The sequence below is a fragment of the Kitasatospora sp. SolWspMP-SS2h genome (assembly GCF_003259315.1).
In the GTDB taxonomy this organism is placed as follows: domain Bacteria; phylum Actinomycetota; class Actinomycetes; order Streptomycetales; family Streptomycetaceae; genus Kitasatospora; species Kitasatospora fiedleri.
Genome location: NZ_QLLT01000039.1, coordinates 21,717 through 37,284, shown reverse-complemented (window position 1 = coordinate 37,284; position 15,568 = coordinate 21,717). Strand labels below are relative to the sequence as shown.

The window sequence follows — 15,568 nt, the reverse complement described above, 5'->3', positions numbered from 1 at the left end:
CAGCCGCAGAACCCGGGGCCGGTGCACTGAGCGCGGAGTACGGAGCCCGGAGCACCTGAGCACTGAGCACTGAGCGCCGGGCGAGGGACGCGGAACGTACGCCCCGGCCACCGCCCACCGCCCACCGAACGAGAGGAACCCCATGGAGACCGGCACCCCCCGGGAGCGCTACCGCGCCCAGGTCCGCGAGGAGGTCAAGCGGCACGCCCGCGAGCAGATCGCCGAGGCCGGTGCCTCCGCGCTGTCGCTGAACGCGATCGCCAAGCGGATGGGCATGAGCGGACCGGCTCTCTACCGCTACTTCGCCAACCGCGACGAGCTGATCACCGAGCTGATCACCGACGCCTACCGCAGCCTCGAACAGGCCCTGCGCGGGCCGGCCGAGGCGGGCGCCGACCTGCCCGAGCTGGCGGGCGCCCTGCGGCGGTGGGCGCTGGCCGACCCGCAGCGCTACTTCCTGCTGTACGGCACCCCCGTTCCCGGCTACCACGCGCCGTCGGAGACCACCGCCATCGCCGCCTCGATCATGACCGCGCTGCTGGACGCCGCCGTCCGGCACCAGACCCCGGCGGTCGACCCGAGCCGGGCCGACGCCCGCCTCTACACGCACCTGGCGCACCACCACGCCTGGGCCGGCGACCACCCGGCCCCGTCCCACGCGCTGCGCCGGGCGCTGGCGTTCTGGACCAGGCTGCACGGCGTGCTCTCGCTGGAGCTGGCCGGCCACTTCACCGGCATGGGACTCGACGCCGAACTGCTCTACACCGCCGAGGCGGAGTCCCTCGCCGGACCGCGCTGACCCACCCGGCCCCGCCCCGCCCCCGCACGCCCCCGCCCCGCCCCTGCACCGCTCTGCACCGCCCCGCCCCACCCGTCGGCGGCCGTCTGTTCACCCGCCCGCCGCCGTGCCGGAGGACGGCCGCCATCCGGTGCCGCGTACGGTGGTTCACGTGGACACCCAGCACAGCACGGCCGGTTCGCCCGCCGTTCCGATCGACCGCACCGCCGTGAAGGTGATCGCCCACCGGGGCTCCTCCGCAGCCCTGCCGGAGCACACCGAGGCGGCCTACCGGCGGGCGCTGGAGGAGGGTGCGGACGGGCTGGAGTGCGACGTCCGGGTCACCGCCGACGGGCAGTTGGTGTGCGTGCACGACCGTACGGTGGGCCGGACCTCGGACGGGCAGGGCGTGGTGTCGGCGATGACGCTGGCTCAGCTGTCGGCGCTGGACTTCGGTTCGTGGAAGCACCCGGAGCGGCCGGCGCCCAGCCCGGTGCTCACCCTGGAGCGGCTGCTGGAGCTGGTCGCGGACGCCGGGCGGCGGGTGGAGCTGGCGATCGAGACCAAGCACCCGGTGCGGTACGCGGGCCGGGTGGAGGCCGAACTGCTGCGGATGCTGGGCCGGTTCGGCCTGCTCCCGGCCGGCCCGGCCGACCCGGTAGGCCCGGCCGACCCGGCAGGCGCGACCGATCCGGCAGGCCCGCTAGGCGAGACCGAGTCCGCGGTGCGGGTGATGAGCTTCTCCGAGCTGGCCCTGCACCGGGTCCGGCGGGCCGCCCCGGCGGTGCCCCGGGTGTACCTGTGGGAGCGCCGGCTGCCGGTGCTGGGCCGGACCAGGTCGCTGCCGGGCGGCGCGGCGATCGCCGGGCCGGGCATCGAGCTGGTGCGGCGCGACCCGGGTCTGGTGACGGCGCTGCGCCGAGCCGGGCACCGGGTGCACGTGTGGACGGTGGACCGGCCGGAGGACGTCGAACTCTGCCTGGAACTGGGCGTGGAGGCGCTGATCACCAACCGCCCGGCCGAGGTGCTCGCCCAGCTCGGCCGCTGAGCCGACCCCGGCCTGACCCCGGCCCGGCCCCGGGCCAGTCCCGGCCCGGACACAGGCCCATCCCCAGCCCAGCCACGGGCCCGGGCCAGGTGGCACCCCGCCGCCAATCGCGTGGCAGAAATACCGAACGGGGTATTTCCGGACGTGTTTCCCACAGATCGTCACAACGGAACGTGAGGCTCACCTCACCTTTTGCCCACTGTCCGTGCGGATGTCGTTAATACCGGCATCGGATCGTCGAACGCCCGTTTCCGACGCATTACCTGCGGGCATCCATCCCTCGGCAGAAGCTGAAGGAGGTCCGGGGGTGGCGTTGATGGTGGCGCGAGCTGTGCCAGTTCAGGCCGGGTCGACCTCATCGGCCATGGCGGTTCCGCACGGTCCGGCCAGCGTTTCGGCCGCGCGGCGCAGGCTGCGCGGCGATCTCGGCGACCGGTCGCTACCGGAAGCGGTGATTGACGACGCGGTGTTGATCCTCTCCGAACTGCTCAGCAATTCCTGTCGGCACGCGAGACCGCTGGAACCGGTTCCGGACACCGCCGGTGGCGCAGTCGGAGGCGCAGTCGGAGGCACCGCCGGGGGCACCGGCATCGCCGCCGATGAGGCCGCGGAGAGCGGTACGGTGCTGGTGAGTTGGCAGATGTGCGGTGACGGCCTGCTGACCCTGGAGGTGACGGACGGCGGGGCGAGCACCCGGCCGATCCCGGCCCGGCCCTCGGTGACGGCGCGCGGCGGCCGGGGCCTGAGCATCGTGGGCGAGCTGGCGCAGGACTGGGGGGTGCGGCACGCACCCGGTCAGGTGACGGTGTGGGCCCAGCTGTCGGCGTTCGGGCAGGTCGCGGGCGGCGGGCGGCGGCGGAGCGCCTGAGCGGCCCGGGCGGTCGGTTCCCGGCGAAGTAGGCTGCCCGGTGCAACGTCCGACGTCTCCGGGAGAGCCGCACCATGGCCAAGAAGGCCGCGAAGAAGCAGCCCAGCCAGTCCACCGCCGTCGAGGGCGAGGTCCCGGTCGTCGGGGCGCGCGAGGCGTGCCCGTGCGGCTCGGGCCGCCGGTACAAGGCCTGCCACGGCCGCCAGGCGGCGCACGCGGTGCAGGAGTTGGTGCACCGCCCGTTCGAGGGCCTGCCGGGCGAGGCCGACTGGGTGGCCCTGCGCGAGCTGGTCCCGGCCGCCACGGTTCCGCTGACGCTGGCCGCCGGGGTGGCGCAGGAGGCCGTCGGCGAGGTCCCGTCGGTGACGCTGGCGACGGTGCTGCCGCTGGCCTGGCCGGCGCTGCGCCGTCCGGACGGGTCGATCCTGCTGGGCCTGCAGACCCAGTCCTCCTCCGGTGACCTGAGCCGCGACCTGGCGGACGCCCTGGAGCTGGCGCTGGCCACCGAGCCGGGCACCCCGGTGCCGGCCCGCCGGACCAACCCGGGCGGCCGCCGCCTGCAGGAACTGCTGGACACCACGGCGGCGTTCGTCCCCGAGGTGCACACCGGCTTCGAGTTCTGGCTGGAGGACGCCGAGGCGGCGTCCGGGGAGGTGGCGGCCTCGCTGGAGCGGGCCAACGCCTCCGCGATCCCGACCGAGAAGCTGGCCGGGGTGGACTCCGCGTACTGGTGCGGCACCCCGGACAAGAACCACCTGCGCTGGGTGATGGACGTCCCCGAGGAGCAGCTGCTGGACGCGCTGGCCCGGCTGTCGGCGGTCGGCGACAGCTCGCTGGGCGAGGGCACCAAGCTGGTGGGTTCGTTCCGGGCGCACGGCCTGACCGTCCCGGTGTGGGACCTGCCGCTGGAGATGACCGCGTCCGACGTGGAGAAGCCGGCCGTGGAGTTCGCCGGGAAGCTGGCCGCGGTGCTGGCCGCGCCCGCGCCGCTGTCCGCAGAGGAGCGCCGGGCCCGGGCCAACCTGGTGAGCCGTCAGATCACCCTGAACTGACCGGGAGCGCCCCGGCAGTGGCTCCGGCGGCAGCCCCGGTGGCGGCCCCGGAGCCACCCGGACGTGACCCGGAGGTGACCCGGGTCACATTTCCGCCGCCGTCAAAGTCCTTTCCGCGTGGACAAATTGGCGCGGAGCCGGATCTTTGTTACTGTTTGAACAGTCCGACCGCTGGTGCATCCCCCGTCGCCAGCGGTCGGACATTTCTCGTTCCGGGCCGCACCGCACAGCCTAACTGACGGGACATCATCAAAAAAGCCGGTCAGGACTGCGGGAGCGCCACCGCGCTGGCCGTGATCAACCCGCCGAGCAGCGTCCCGACCTCCGGCAGCCAGGGCCGCCCCGGCCCCGGTCGGCGCACCCAATGCACCGGGCCCGCCCCCGTCCGGGACGGCGGCAGCACCAGGTAGCCGCCCGGCCCGTGGTAGCGCAGCGCGCCCGGCACCCAGGGCCGTTCGGCCAGCAGCCCGCCCAGCTCCGGCAGCGTGTACGGCGCGGTCAGCAGCACGAACCGGCCCGGCGTACCGAGCACCGGCCCGTACGGGACGCCGATCTCGTCCAGGTGCCGCAGCAGCCACGGCCCGGCCGGCCGCGGCAGGCTCACCGCGCCCAGCGCCCGCCCGGTCGCCGCCAGCACCGGGGCGCCCGGCGCCCGGCGCTCCCACCACCAGCGCACCATCCGCGGATCGGTGGTGGCCGCCTCCAGCGGCGGGTCGTCCGGATGGCCGCCGGGCACCGCGCAGGACCGGTCGGCGCACGAGCACGGGCCCGGCGCCCCGCGCAGCGCCCGGGCGCCCGGCAGCACCGGCCAGCCGCACCCCTCGGCGGCCCGCAGGGCGGCGGCGAGCGCCAGCGAACGGCTCCGGCGGCCCGGCCACCACCGGCCGACGCGCTCCGGCAGCAGCTCTCGGCGGGGTGGGCGCATGGCGGCTCGTTCCTTTCCGCGTCCATCGGGGCGCACGGCACGGTCGGTGCGATCTTCTGATCGTTCGGATCGGCGTGGTCGGGGTGCGGGCGGTACGTGCGCCGGTACGCGTGCGTCTCGGCTACCCGCTGCTGGAACGAGAATCCCCCATACGTCCGGATGGACGCGGCCGGGCAGGCCCCGGTTCCACCGTACGAGTGAGTGCGCGCGGCCCCGGGTGGCACCCCGGCGGCCTGCGCATACGATCCCTGGCACGTTCGGCCCCGCACTCCTGGACATGCCCCGATCGGCCTGTGTACAAGTGGGGGAAACATGCCGAGTAGTGAGTAAAGACATCATTTCGGTCGGTCTCGGTGGTCCTGCGTGACACGTTCCGGATTGTGGGGAGTTGCGACATGACCGACGTCCACCCGTTGACGTCCCCGGCGCCCGCCGCCACCGCACTGCCGCCCGCCCCGCCCGCTCCGGCGGCCCCCGGGGCCCAGGGGGCACCGGCGGTCGGCCCGGTGCGGGCGGCCGACCCGGCGCGCGCCGCCGGACCCGTGCAGGCGGTCGATCCGGCGCGGGCGGCCGGCCCGGCGGACGCCGTCGACCCGGCGCTGCTGCCGGAGTTCGGCGAGGCGCCCTCCGCCGACCTGCAGGACCGTTTGGCCGGATGGCTGTCCGATTTCACCAGCCTCCAGGAGCACCTGGAGCTGCTGGCCCGGGCCGACGGCCTCACCGGCACCCTCGACGCGCTGCTGGACTCCGGCGCGGCCCTGCTCGGCGCCCGCCGCGGCCTGGTGGTGACGCTGCCGCCCGGCGTGGACCGCCAGCCGGCCCGACCGGTCGGGCTCGGCCTGGACCGGGCGATGCTCGGCGCGCTGGAGACCGTCCCGGTCGAGCACGGCCCGTTCGCCGGACTGCTCGGCCACCCCGGCCCGGACGGCCGGCTGCTGATCGCCGACCTGGCCGCCGACCCCGCGGTCGGCCCCCGCTTCCGCGAGGTCGCCGAGCAGCTCGGCCTCGGCGCCTGCTACGCGCTGCCGCTGGCCACCGGCCCGGCGGGCGCGCTCGGCGCCGCCGCCTGGTTCTACGACGAGCCCGGCAGCCCCGACGAGCGCCGCGAGCACCTGGCGCGCCGCTACTGCGAGTTCGCCGCCCCGCTGCTGGCCCGCCAGCTGGAGGCGGACCGGGCGGTGCGCGCCGCCGAGACGCTGCGCCGCTCGCTGCTGCCCGGCCACCTGCCGGCCCTCGCCGGTCTGAAGGTGGCGGCCCGCTGCGTGCCCGCCGCGCTGGAGCGGGCCGCGAACAGCGACTGGTACGACGCGGTCGCGCTGCCCGACGACACCGTCGGCCTGACCGTGGGCAGCGTGCTCGGCGGCGGCCCGGGCGCCGGCCCGGGGGCGGGTGCCGACGCGGCCGCCGCGATGGGCCGGGTGCGGTCCGCGCTGCGCGCCTACGCGGTGCTGGAGGGCGAGGACCCGGTCTCGGTCCTCGGCGACCTGGAACTGCTGCTGAAGACCACCGAGCCGACCCGCTCCGCCACCGCCGTCTACGCCTGCGTCGACCCGGCCGAGCGCCGGATCGCGCTGGCCGGGGCCGCCAACTGCCCGCCGGTGCTGCTCACCCGGTACGGCGCGAACTTCGTGGAGACCTCGCTCTCCGCGCCGCTGGGCATGCTCAGCTGCTGGGAGGCCCCCGGGGTGGAGCTCACCGCGGAGCGCGGCGACGTGCTGGTGCTGTACACCGAGGGCCTGGCCCGCCGCTTCGCCCCGAACCTGCACGCCGGGCAGAGCGCGCTGCGCCGGGCCGCCGCCGACGCCCCGCGCGACGTCCGGCTCGACCCGGACCGGCTCTGCGCCCACCTGCTGGAGCGGGCCGGCGGCGGGGAGCCCGGCGGCGACGACCTGGTGCTGCTGGCGGCCCGCTTCGAGTAGCCCGGCCGGGCCGGGACCCGGCACCCGGACGCACCGGCGAGAACCGCCGAGCGGACGCCCTTCCTCCGCTCGAACGGCCCTACGTACCATGGGGGCGACATCCGCCCGCACGCCCCGCGACCCGGGGACGGGCGGGCGGCAGCGCGCGCGAGGAGGCGACGTAGTGACCGAGGACCGCAGCCCGGCGGTGGCCGAGAACCCCGAGGGGTCCGCAGAGGGCGAGGAGGAGCCGGTCAAGAGCCGCAAGAACGGCCTGTACGACGGGATCTCCGACGAGCTGGCCGCGTCCATGCGCACCGGCTGGGCGGACACCGAGCTGCGCGGGCTGGAGCCGGACGTCCAGGCCCCGTACGCGGCCGAGCGCCGCGCCAAGCTCTCCGCCGCCTTCCCGGGCGAGCGCCTGGTCGTCCCGGCGGGCAACCTGCGCACCCGCGCCAACGACACCGAGTACGCCTTCCGCGCCGCCAGCGAGTACGTGCACCTGACCGGCAACCGGACCGAGGACGCCGTCCTGGTCGGCGAGCCGGTCGACGGCGGCCACGCGTTCGCGCTGTACCTGCTGCCGCGCTCCGACCGGGAGAACGGCGAGTTCTGGCTGAGCGGCCAGGGCGAGCTGTGGGTCGGCCGCCGCCACTCGCTGGCCGAGTCCGAGCAGCTGTACGGCCTGCCGGTGCGGGACGTCCGCACGGCCGCCGAGGAGCTGGCCGCCGTCACCGTGCCGACCCGGATCGTGCGCGGCTACGACGCGGCCCTGGAGGCCGCCCTCGCCGAGCAGCTCGACGAGGCGAAGGACGACGAGCTGAAGGTCTTCCTGTCCGGGCTGCGCCTGGTCAAGGACGCGTGGGAGATCGGCGAGCTGCGCGCCGCCTGCGACGCCACCGTCAGGGGCTTCACCGACGTGGTGCGCGAGCTGGACCGGGCCGTGGCCACCTCCGAGCGCTGGATCGAGGGCACCTTCTGGCGCCGCGCCCGGGTCGAGGGCAACGACGTCGGCTACGGCACGATCGCCGCGGCCGGCCCGCACGCCACCACCCTGCACTGGGTGCGCAACGACGGCGACGTGCGCCCCGGCGAGCTGCTGCTGCTGGACGCGGGCGTGGAGACCCACACCCTCTACACCGCCGACGTCACCCGCACCCTGCCGGTCAACGGCCGGTTCGGTCCGCTCCAGCGGAAGATCTACGACGCGGTGTACGAGGCCCAGGAGGCCGGCATCGCCGCGGTGAAGCCGGGCGGGCGGTTCCGCGACTTCCACGACGCCGCGCAGCGGGTGCTCGCCGCCCGCCTGCTGGAGTGGGGCCTGATCGACGCCTCGGTGTACGACCTGGAGAAGGTCCTGGAGCTCGGCCTGCAGCGCCGCTGGACGCTGCACGGCACCGGCCACATGCTCGGCCTGGACGTGCACGACTGCGCGCACGCCCGCCGGGAGGACTACGTGGACGCGGTGCTGGAGCCGGGCGTGGTGCTGACCGTCGAGCCCGGCCTGTACTTCCAGGCCGACGACCTGACCGTCCCCGAGGAGTACCGCGGCATCGGCGTCCGGATCGAGGACGACATCCTGGTCACCGCCGACGGCAACGAGAACCTCTCCGCGGGCCTGCCCCGGCAGGCCGACGAGGTCGAGTCCTGGATGGCCTCGCTGGCCTCCTGACGCCCCGCCCTGCGGCACCGACACCCGCCGCGCCGCCCGCGGCGCGTCCACGGCGAAGCCCCCGGCCGGTCCGTCCGGCGGGGGCTCCGTCGTGCTCAGTGGCGCCGGCCCCAGCCGGAGCGGGCGGCGCGGATCGGGAGTTTCTTCTCATAACGGGCGAAGGAGGACATGGACATCTGACGCTCTCCGGACGTGGTGGGGGAAGAGGACGGGGAACGGCCGCACCGGGCCCCGGTGTGATGACTCCTCATCCTCCCGGGAGGTTGTCTCCCGATTCCAAAGGTTTTCCGCCGCCGCCCCCACCCGTACGGTCGGCCTCCGCCACCGTCCGTGCGCACCCGCCCGCCCCGCCGCCGCTCCCGGCGCCCCGGCCGGGCGGACGGCTACACTCGGCGCGAGTCCGCCGACGGCCGCCCCGGGAGCACCAGATGGCCGAGCCCGTACCCCTCACGATCGGAAGGCGCCCGGCGCCGGTGCACACCGTCGCGGTGTACGCCTTCGCGGGCATGGCCCCGTTCGAACTCGGCGTGGTGGTCGAGGTGTTCGCCCTGGCCCGGCCCGAGCTGGCCGGGCTGCTGGCCGCCCCCTGGTACGACGTGCGGGTGTGCGCCGAGCGGCCGGGCCACCCGCTGGAGGCGGTCGGCGGGTTCTCGCTGACGCCCCGGCACGGGCTGGAGGAACTCGCCGCCGCCGACACCGTCGTGGTGGTCGGGGTGCCCGATCCGCTCGGCGACGTCCCGCCCGCCGTGGTCGCCGCGCTGCGCACCGCGCACGCCCGCGGCGCGCGGGTGGTCTCGATCTGCTCCGGCGCCTTCGCGCTGGCCGCCGCCGGGCTGCTGGACGGCCTGCCCGCCACCACCCACTGGCGGTACGCGCCGGAACTGCGCCGCCGCTACCCGGCCGTCCGGGTCGACCCGGACGTGCTGTACGTCGACAACGGCCGGGTGCTGACCAGTGCGGGCAGCGCCGCGGGCATCGACCTGTGCCTGCACCTGGTGCGCCAGGACCACGGCGCGAAGGTCGCCAACACCGTCGCCCGCCGCTTCGTCGTCCCGCCGCACCGGGACGGCGGGCAGGCGCAGTTCATCGAGGCGGCGGTGCGGCCGGTGGACGAGCCGGAGGACGGGGTGGCCCGCTCGATGCGCTGGGCGCTGGACCACCTCGCCCGGCCGCTGACCGTGCCGCTGCTGGCCCGGGCGGCCGGCATGTCCGACCGCTCGTACCTGCGGCACTTCACCGCCCGCAACGGGGTCAGCCCGATGCGGTGGGTGGCGATCCAGCGGATCGCGGCCAGCCTGCCGCTGCTGGAGTCGCCGGAGGGCAGCGTGGAGGAGATCGCCGCGGCGGTGGGCTTCGAGTCGGCGGCGACCTTCCGCCACCACTTCGGCCGCACCATGCGCACCTCGCCGACCGCCTACCGGCGCACCTTCGGCCGGGCCGCCTGAGCCGCCGCCGGGCGGCCCGGCGGGCTCAGGCGGCTCAGCCCTCCCGCTCCAGCCGGTCCGCGTTGGCGTGGATCGCGTCCCGCAGCCACCGGGCGAGGCCCGGGGCGAGCTTCTCGTAGGTCTCGGTGAACCGCGGGTCGGCGACGTACATGTCGCCGAGGCAGCGGTGCGTCTGCGGACCGCAGTCGTAGAAGTTCACCCCGATGTGCTGCCGGTGCTGCTCGGCCACCGCCGTCGCCTGTTCGCCGTCCGGGGCCGCACCGGCGGTGAACGCCGCCACCAGGGCGTCGTTGACGCTGTCGGCCTCGGCCTTGATCCGCTCCCAGTCCGCCTTGGTGTAGCGGGCGGTGCGCTGCCGGGACTGCTCCCAGGCGGGGGTGTCGCCCCAGCGCTGCCGGGCCTCGTCCTCCCACTCCTCCCGGTAGTCCGCGCCGAACACCTCGAACTTCTCCTCCGGGGTCAACCGGATCCCCATGGTCCTCGCCTCCATCGCTCGTTCGACCGCCGCGGCGAGTTCCTCCAGCGTGCGGATCCGGTCGCCGATCAGCTCGCGCTGCCGGCGCAGGTGCTCGCTCGGGCCGACCGTCCGGTCGTCCAGGATCGCCGCGATCTCCTCCAGCGGGAAGCCGAGTTCGCGGTAGAACAGGATCTGCTGGAGCCGGTCCAGCTCGGCCTCGCCGTAGCACCGGTAGCCGGCCGGGGTGCGGCCACCGGGCACCAGCAGGCCGATCCGGTCGTAGTGGTGCAGGGTGCGCACCGTGACCTTGGCGACCGCCGCCAGCCGGCCGACCGAGTAGCCCTCGTCCATCGCGTTCCCTCCTTCCCGCCGCTCGTGCGACCAGCCTGCGGCCTGACGCGGCGTGAGGGTCAAGCGCGGGCGGCGCTCCACCGGGCGGCGACCGGACGGGCGGCGGACGGCCGGTTCAGTCGGCGACGCCGCTCTGCGCGACGACCTTGCCGATCCGCAGCCGGACCAGCAGCTCGCCCGGGACGCCGTTGCGGGCGGCGTACTCCTCGGCGCGCTGCTCGCCCATGTAGCGGGCGGCGATCCGGCCCGCCCAGTGCCGGAGCCGGTCCGGTTCCTCGCTGACCGTCGCCACGCCCTCGACCAGGACGAACGCGAACGGCGGGCGGTCGTCGTCCACGCACAGCGCGGCCCGGCCGTCGCGGAGCAGGGTGCGGCCCTTGACGGTGTCCCGGCCGGTGTTGAAGACCAGGTCGTCGCCGTCGAGCAGGAACCAGATCGGGGCGAGGTGCGGGCGGCCGTCGGCCCGGGTGGTGGCGAGTTTGCCGGTGCGGGTGCCGTGGGCGAGGAAGGCGCGCCACTCGGGCTCGGTCATGGTGGGCATGGCCGCCATCCTCGCAACTCGCCCCGGGGCCGCCTACTCGGACTCGCCGTAGCGGACCAGGTAGGCGGCGAACCGGTCCAGGTCCTCGTCGCCCCAGGAGGTGAAGCGCTCGGTGAAGGCCCGCCGCCGCTGCTCGTACGCCTCCGCCAGCAGCTGTTCGCCGGCCGCCGTCAGGTGCAGCAGCTGGCCGCGCTGGTCGTCCGGGTCGGCCTGGCGGCCCAGCAGCCCGAGCCGCTCCAGCGCGCCGACCTGGCGGCTGACGGTGGACTTGTCGAGCATGAAGTGCGACGCCAGGTCGGCGGCCCGGCAGGAGCCCCGCTCCTTGACCAGGTCGAGCATGCTGTAGGTGACCAGCGAGAGCTCGGGGTGCAGCTGGGCTGCCTTGTGGCGGGCCCGGCGGGCGAACGCGGTGAGCTCGCGCTGGATGGTCTCCAGCGCGGCGTCGCGGTCGGGCATGGCGTGGCTCCTTCGTCGTGCGGTGTTGCCGACCACGGTAGGGGCAGCCGCGCTCAGACGCCGACCGCCTCCTCCATCTCCTCCTCGGCCGGGTCCTCGGCGGACTCGTCGCGGGACTCGTCACGGGACCCGTCGGCGGACTTCGCGGTGGGCTCCGCGGCGGGCTGCTGCCCGACCGGCTGCTGCCCGGCCGGCCGCACGGCGGCCCGGTCCCGGCGGCGCTCGGTGCGGGCGGCCGGGACGAGCAGCGCCGCGCCGGCCGCGAGCCAGGCGAACAGGGTGGCGACGTGGCCGCCGAGCCCGGCCCGGCCGCCGAAGTAGACGTGGTCGCGGACGCCCTCCAGGAAGCCCGCGCCGTTCCAGAAGGCGTGCAGGGCGCCGTAGAAGCCGTTCTGCAGCTCGGGCTGGAAGATGCCGCCGGAGCTGGTGAAGTTGAGCATCACGAACAGCGCCATCATGGTCAGCGTGGTCCACCGGCCGAGGAAGGTGTGCAGGGCGGTGCCGATCGCGACGATGCCCGCCGAGTACAGCCAGCTCATCGCCCAGACGCCGAGCAGCCCGTGGTCCACCAGGTGGAAGACCGGTCCGGCCAGCGCCGTGCCGAGCAGGCTGACCACCAGCGCCACGCCGAGGCCGAGCAGCGCCCGCACCCGCATCGCCAGCACCGCGCCGGCCGCGCCGAGCACCGCGACCGAGCCGTAGGAGCCGATGCTGAGCGCCACCAGCAGGAAGAACAGGCCCTGCCCGGTCGGGTCGCCGGCCGGCAGCGGGGTCAGTTCCTGGACGGTCAGCGGCCTGCCCTGGTGGGCGGCGACCTGGGTGAACACCTTCTCGGCGGCGGTCGCCGAGGTCTCCGAGCCGGCGGTGGCCACCAGCAGGGTGGGCGCGTCGGCGTCCGGCACGTACGCGGCGGTCAGGTCGCGGTCGAGCAGCCGGTGCCGGGCGGCGTCGGTGTCGGCCACGGTGGTGACGTCCAGCCCGTCGCCGGCCGCGTCCTTCAGGGTCTGCGCCAGCACCTGGGCCTGCGGGCCCTGCCCGACCACCGCGACCGGCAGCTGGTGCGGGGCGGGGGCGTGGAAGGCGGAGAGGTACGCGATCCCCATGCCCAGGCACATCAGCAGCGGTGTGACCAGGTGGGTGAGGACGTGCCGCAGGGCGGGGCGGGGCACCGCTGACAGCGAGGACATCACAGCTCCATGGTTGGCAAGTGCAACTATTATTTGGTTGCACTTTACAACGCAACTGTGCTCCGCATCCATCCCCCGCCCCGCCCTGTGGCCTACCTCACCCCCGGCACGGAGCCTTTCTCACCCCCGGCGCGGAGCCCTCCCCGCCCCCGGCGCGGGGCCGCACGGCAGGTCGTCGGACCTCACAGCAGGTCGTCGAGCTCCCGCAGCAGCCGGCTCTTGGCCCGCGCCCCCACCAGCGACCGCACCGGCTCGCCGTCCCGGAACACCATCAGCGTCGGCATCGACAGCACCCCGTACGCGTTCCGGGTCTCCGGGTTCGCGTCCACGTCCAGCGCCACCACGGCCAGCCGGCCCTCCTGCTCCACCGCCAGCTCCGCCAGCACCGGCGCCAGCTGCCGGCACGGCGGGCACCACTCGGCGGTGAACTCCACCAGCACCGGCCCCCGGGCCGCCAGCACCCGCTCGGCGAAGTCCCGGTCCGTCACCCTGCGCACGCCACCCATCGCGTCCTCCTGTCGGTCGTCGTCACTCCTCGGTGCGGACCAGCTCGCAGCGCGGCTGCCCGTCGGCCTCCCCGGCCAGCGCGTCGCGGGCCGCCTCGGCCTGCGCCAGCTGCCCCGCCAGCACCTCCCGGACCTCGCTCAACCGGGCCACCACGGCGTCCAGTTCGGCCAGCTTCGCCCGGTACACCTCCAGCGAGGCCGGGCACGAGTCACCCGCCGGATGACCCGCCCGCAGGCACTCCACGAACGGCCGGGTCTCCTCCAGCTCGAACCCGAAGTCCTGGAGCACCCGGATCTGCCGCAGCAGCCGCAGGTCCTCCTCGTCGTACGCCCGGTACCCGTTCCCGCCGCGCCGCGCGGGCAGCAGCCCCCGCGACTCGTAGTACCGCAGCGCCCGGGTGGTGGTCCCCGCCCGCCGTGCCAGCTCGCCGATCCGCATGCCACGACGCTAGACCTTCACCCCGGCGTCAACGCCAGCCCCTTCCGCCGCCGGCCCCCCGCGGTGATCGTTGCGCTCGCCCGGTGACCGAACCGACCACGGCCGGCGCCGCCCGGGCATGCACCCCGTCACCCGCCTGACCCCGTCACCCGCCACCCGCCACCCGCCACCCGTCATCCGTCACCCGGCGCGCGGCGGCGGGGTGCGGCGGGCGGCTCGGGAAGATTTCCGCGGAGAAGTTCCGGCAGCATGTAGAGAACCCGTTCCCCGCTCCGACCACTGGACGCAAGCACGACACCGCACGAACGAACCGAGGAAGTGGTCCCCGTGAAGTACCTGCTGATGACCTACGGCAACCAGGAGAAGTGGGACTCGCTGCCGGCCGAGGGCTGGACCGAGGCGATCGCCCAGCAGGACGCGTTCAACAAGCGCTACCAGGAGAGCGGCGAGCTGATCGGCGCGTACGGGCTGAACGACGCCCCGACCTGCCGGATGGTGGGGCGGAAGGACGGGCTGCCGGTGGTCAGCGACGGCCCCTACCTGGAGACCAAGGAGTACATGGCGAGCTTCTACCTGCTCGACGTCGACAGCGACGAGCGGGCGCTGGAGATCGCCGCCGACATGCCGTGGGCCGACCGGGAGCCGGTGGAGCTGTGGCCGATCCTGCACGAGGCCAAGTGAGTCCGACCGCTCCGGCCGACCAGGACCTGCTGCGCGCGCTCGCGCCGCAGGTCCTGGCGGCGCTGCTGCACCGCCACGCCGGCGCCTTCGACGCCTGCGAGGACGCGGTGCAGGAGGCGCTGCTCGCGGCGGCCGAGCAGTGGCCGCGGGAGGGCCGCCCGGCCAACCCGCGCGGCTGGCTGGTGACGGTGGCCGCGCGCCGGCTGGTGGACCTGGTCCGGGCCGACCGGGCCCGCCGGGAGCGGGAGGAGCGGCTGTTCCTGGCGACCCCGCAGTCCGAGCTGCTGGGCCGCCCGGCGGACGCCGACCCCGACGCGGACCGGGACGACTCGCTGGCCCTGCTGTTCCTGTGCTGCCACCCCGCGCTGACCGCGCCGAGCCGGATCGCGCTGACGCTGCGCGCGGTCGGCGGCCTGGGCACCGCGCAGATCGCGGCGGCGTTCCTGGTGCCGGAGGCGACGATGGCGCAGCGGATCAGCCGCGCCAAGCAGACCATCCGCGCCTCCGGGCTGCCGTTCGCGCTCCCGGCCCCGGCCGAGGCGGACGGGCGGCTGCGCGAGGTGCTCCAGGTGCTCTACCTGGTCTTCAACGAGGGCTACACCGCCACCGCGGGCCGCGACCTGACCTCCCCCCGGCTGTCCGAGGAGGCGATCCGGCTGACCCGGCTGCTGCACCGGCTGCTGCCGCAGGACGCGGAGGTGATGGGCCTGCTGGCGCTGATGCTGCTGACCGACGCCCGCCGTCCGGCCCGGACCGGCCCGGGCGGCGAGCTGGTGCCGCTGGCCGAGCAGGACCGCGGCCGGTGGGACGCGGCGGCGATCGCGGAGGGCACCGCCCTGGTCGAGCGGGCCCTCCCGGCCGGCCGGGTGGGCCCGTACCAGTTGCAGGCGGCGATCGCGGCCCTGCACGACGAGGCGCCGGACGTGGCGGCCACCGACTGGCCGCAGATCCTGGCCCTGTACGACCTGCTGCTCCGGGTCGCCCCCGGCCCGGTGCCCGCGCTGAACCGGGCCGTGGCCCTGGCCGAGGTGCACGGCCCGGATCCCGCGCTCAAGGAACTCGACGCCCTGGCGGGCGCGTTGGACCGCCACCACCGCTACCACGCGGTCCGCGCCGAACTCCTCGCTCGCACCGGCGACCCCGCCGCGGCCGCCACCGCCTTCCGCCGCGCCGCCGCCCTGGCGCCCACCCTCCCGGAACGCCGCCACCTCAGCGCACGCGCCGGCGCCCTCTCCTGAGCGCCCTCCCCCGAGCGCCCCGCCGG

16 protein-coding genes are annotated in these 15,568 nt (G+C 75.4%); 9 read left to right on the top strand and 7 right to left on the bottom strand.

Annotated elements, in window-relative coordinates; genetic code table 11:
* Positions 1-142 precede the first annotated feature (142 nt).
* The 4 genes from K353_RS31260 (at position 143) to K353_RS31245 (ending at position 3,746) form a co-directional block, all read left to right on the top strand.
* On the top strand, positions 143-799 hold the full coding sequence (locus tag K353_RS31260) for a TetR/AcrR family transcriptional regulator (protein ID WP_111556867.1): 657 nt from the start codon (positions 143-145) through the stop codon (positions 797-799).
* A gap of 151 nt (positions 800-950) precedes the next feature.
* The gene (locus tag K353_RS31255; RefSeq protein WP_233533948.1) at positions 951-1,826 is read left to right on the top strand and encodes a glycerophosphodiester phosphodiesterase; all 876 of its coding nucleotides are present in this window, start codon (positions 951-953) and stop codon (positions 1,824-1,826) included.
* Between the two features lie 316 nt (positions 1,827-2,142).
* Positions 2,143-2,694, top strand: coding sequence for an ATP-binding protein (locus K353_RS31250; RefSeq protein ID WP_233533950.1), 552 nt, complete (start codon positions 2,143-2,145; stop codon positions 2,692-2,694).
* Positions 2,695-2,768: 74 nt separating this feature from the next.
* Positions 2,769-3,746: a DUF5926 family protein gene (locus K353_RS31245; RefSeq protein ID WP_111556866.1), complete on the top strand. Its 978-nt coding sequence runs from the start codon at positions 2,769-2,771 to the stop codon at positions 3,744-3,746.
* Between the two features lie 262 nt (positions 3,747-4,008).
* Here K353_RS31245 and K353_RS31240 read toward each other — a convergent pair whose 3' ends face one another.
* On the bottom strand, positions 4,009-4,671 hold the full coding sequence (locus tag K353_RS31240) for a bifunctional DNA primase/polymerase (RefSeq protein ID WP_111556865.1): 663 nt from the start codon (positions 4,669-4,671) through the stop codon (positions 4,009-4,011).
* 395 nt (positions 4,672-5,066) lie between these two features.
* On the opposite strand from K353_RS31240, the gene K353_RS31235 reads away from it, so the two are divergent.
* From K353_RS31235 to K353_RS31225, 3 genes are all read left to right on the top strand, one after another.
* On the top strand, positions 5,067-6,590 hold the full coding sequence (locus K353_RS31235; RefSeq protein ID WP_111556864.1) for a PP2C family protein-serine/threonine phosphatase: 1,524 nt from the start codon (positions 5,067-5,069) through the stop codon (positions 6,588-6,590).
* A 163-nt stretch (positions 6,591-6,753) separates the two neighbouring features.
* Positions 6,754-8,241 (top strand): aminopeptidase P family protein, encoded by a 1,488-nt coding sequence (locus K353_RS31230; protein WP_111556863.1) that lies wholly within the window; start codon positions 6,754-6,756, stop codon positions 8,239-8,241.
* 428 nt (positions 8,242-8,669) lie between these two features.
* Positions 8,670-9,686, top strand: a complete 1,017-nt coding sequence (locus tag K353_RS31225; RefSeq protein WP_111556862.1) for a helix-turn-helix domain-containing protein — start codon at positions 8,670-8,672, stop codon at positions 9,684-9,686.
* Between the two features lie 34 nt (positions 9,687-9,720).
* On the opposite strand, the gene K353_RS31220 is transcribed toward K353_RS31225, so the two are convergent.
* The 6 genes from K353_RS31220 to K353_RS31195 all read right to left on the bottom strand — a co-directional run bounded on the left by K353_RS31220 (position 9,721) and on the right by K353_RS31195 (position 13,623).
* Positions 9,721-10,494 (bottom strand): MerR family transcriptional regulator, encoded by a 774-nt coding sequence (locus K353_RS31220; RefSeq protein WP_111556861.1) that lies wholly within the window; start codon positions 10,492-10,494, stop codon positions 9,721-9,723.
* A 115-nt stretch (positions 10,495-10,609) separates the two neighbouring features.
* Positions 10,610-11,026 carry a PPOX class F420-dependent oxidoreductase gene (locus K353_RS31215; protein ID WP_199528304.1) on the bottom strand — a complete coding sequence of 139 codons (417 nt, stop codon included), beginning with the start codon at positions 11,024-11,026 and terminating at the stop codon, positions 10,610-10,612.
* A gap of 42 nt (positions 11,027-11,068) precedes the next feature.
* Positions 11,069-11,491, bottom strand: a complete 423-nt coding sequence (locus tag K353_RS31210) for a MarR family winged helix-turn-helix transcriptional regulator (protein WP_100837337.1) — start codon at positions 11,489-11,491, stop codon at positions 11,069-11,071.
* 53 nt (positions 11,492-11,544) lie between these two features.
* Positions 11,545-12,678, bottom strand: a complete 1,134-nt coding sequence (locus K353_RS31205; protein WP_111556859.1) for a hypothetical protein — start codon at positions 12,676-12,678, stop codon at positions 11,545-11,547.
* Positions 12,679-12,860: 182 nt separating this feature from the next.
* The gene (locus K353_RS31200) at positions 12,861-13,184 is read right to left on the bottom strand and encodes a co-chaperone YbbN (RefSeq protein WP_111556858.1); all 324 of its coding nucleotides are present in this window, start codon (positions 13,182-13,184) and stop codon (positions 12,861-12,863) included.
* A 22-nt stretch (positions 13,185-13,206) separates the two neighbouring features.
* The gene (locus tag K353_RS31195; protein ID WP_111556857.1) at positions 13,207-13,623 is read right to left on the bottom strand and encodes a MerR family transcriptional regulator; all 417 of its coding nucleotides are present in this window, start codon (positions 13,621-13,623) and stop codon (positions 13,207-13,209) included.
* 327 nt (positions 13,624-13,950) lie between these two features.
* Between K353_RS31195 and K353_RS31190 the strand changes: the two genes are divergently transcribed.
* Positions 13,951-14,304, top strand: coding sequence for a YciI family protein (locus K353_RS31190; protein ID WP_111556856.1), 354 nt, complete (start codon positions 13,951-13,953; stop codon positions 14,302-14,304).
* On the top strand, positions 14,301-15,542 hold the full coding sequence (locus K353_RS31185; RefSeq protein WP_111556855.1) for an RNA polymerase sigma factor: 1,242 nt from the start codon (positions 14,301-14,303) through the stop codon (positions 15,540-15,542). The genes K353_RS31190 and K353_RS31185 overlap by 4 nt, the downstream gene beginning before the upstream one ends.
* Positions 15,543-15,568 lie beyond the last annotated feature (26 nt).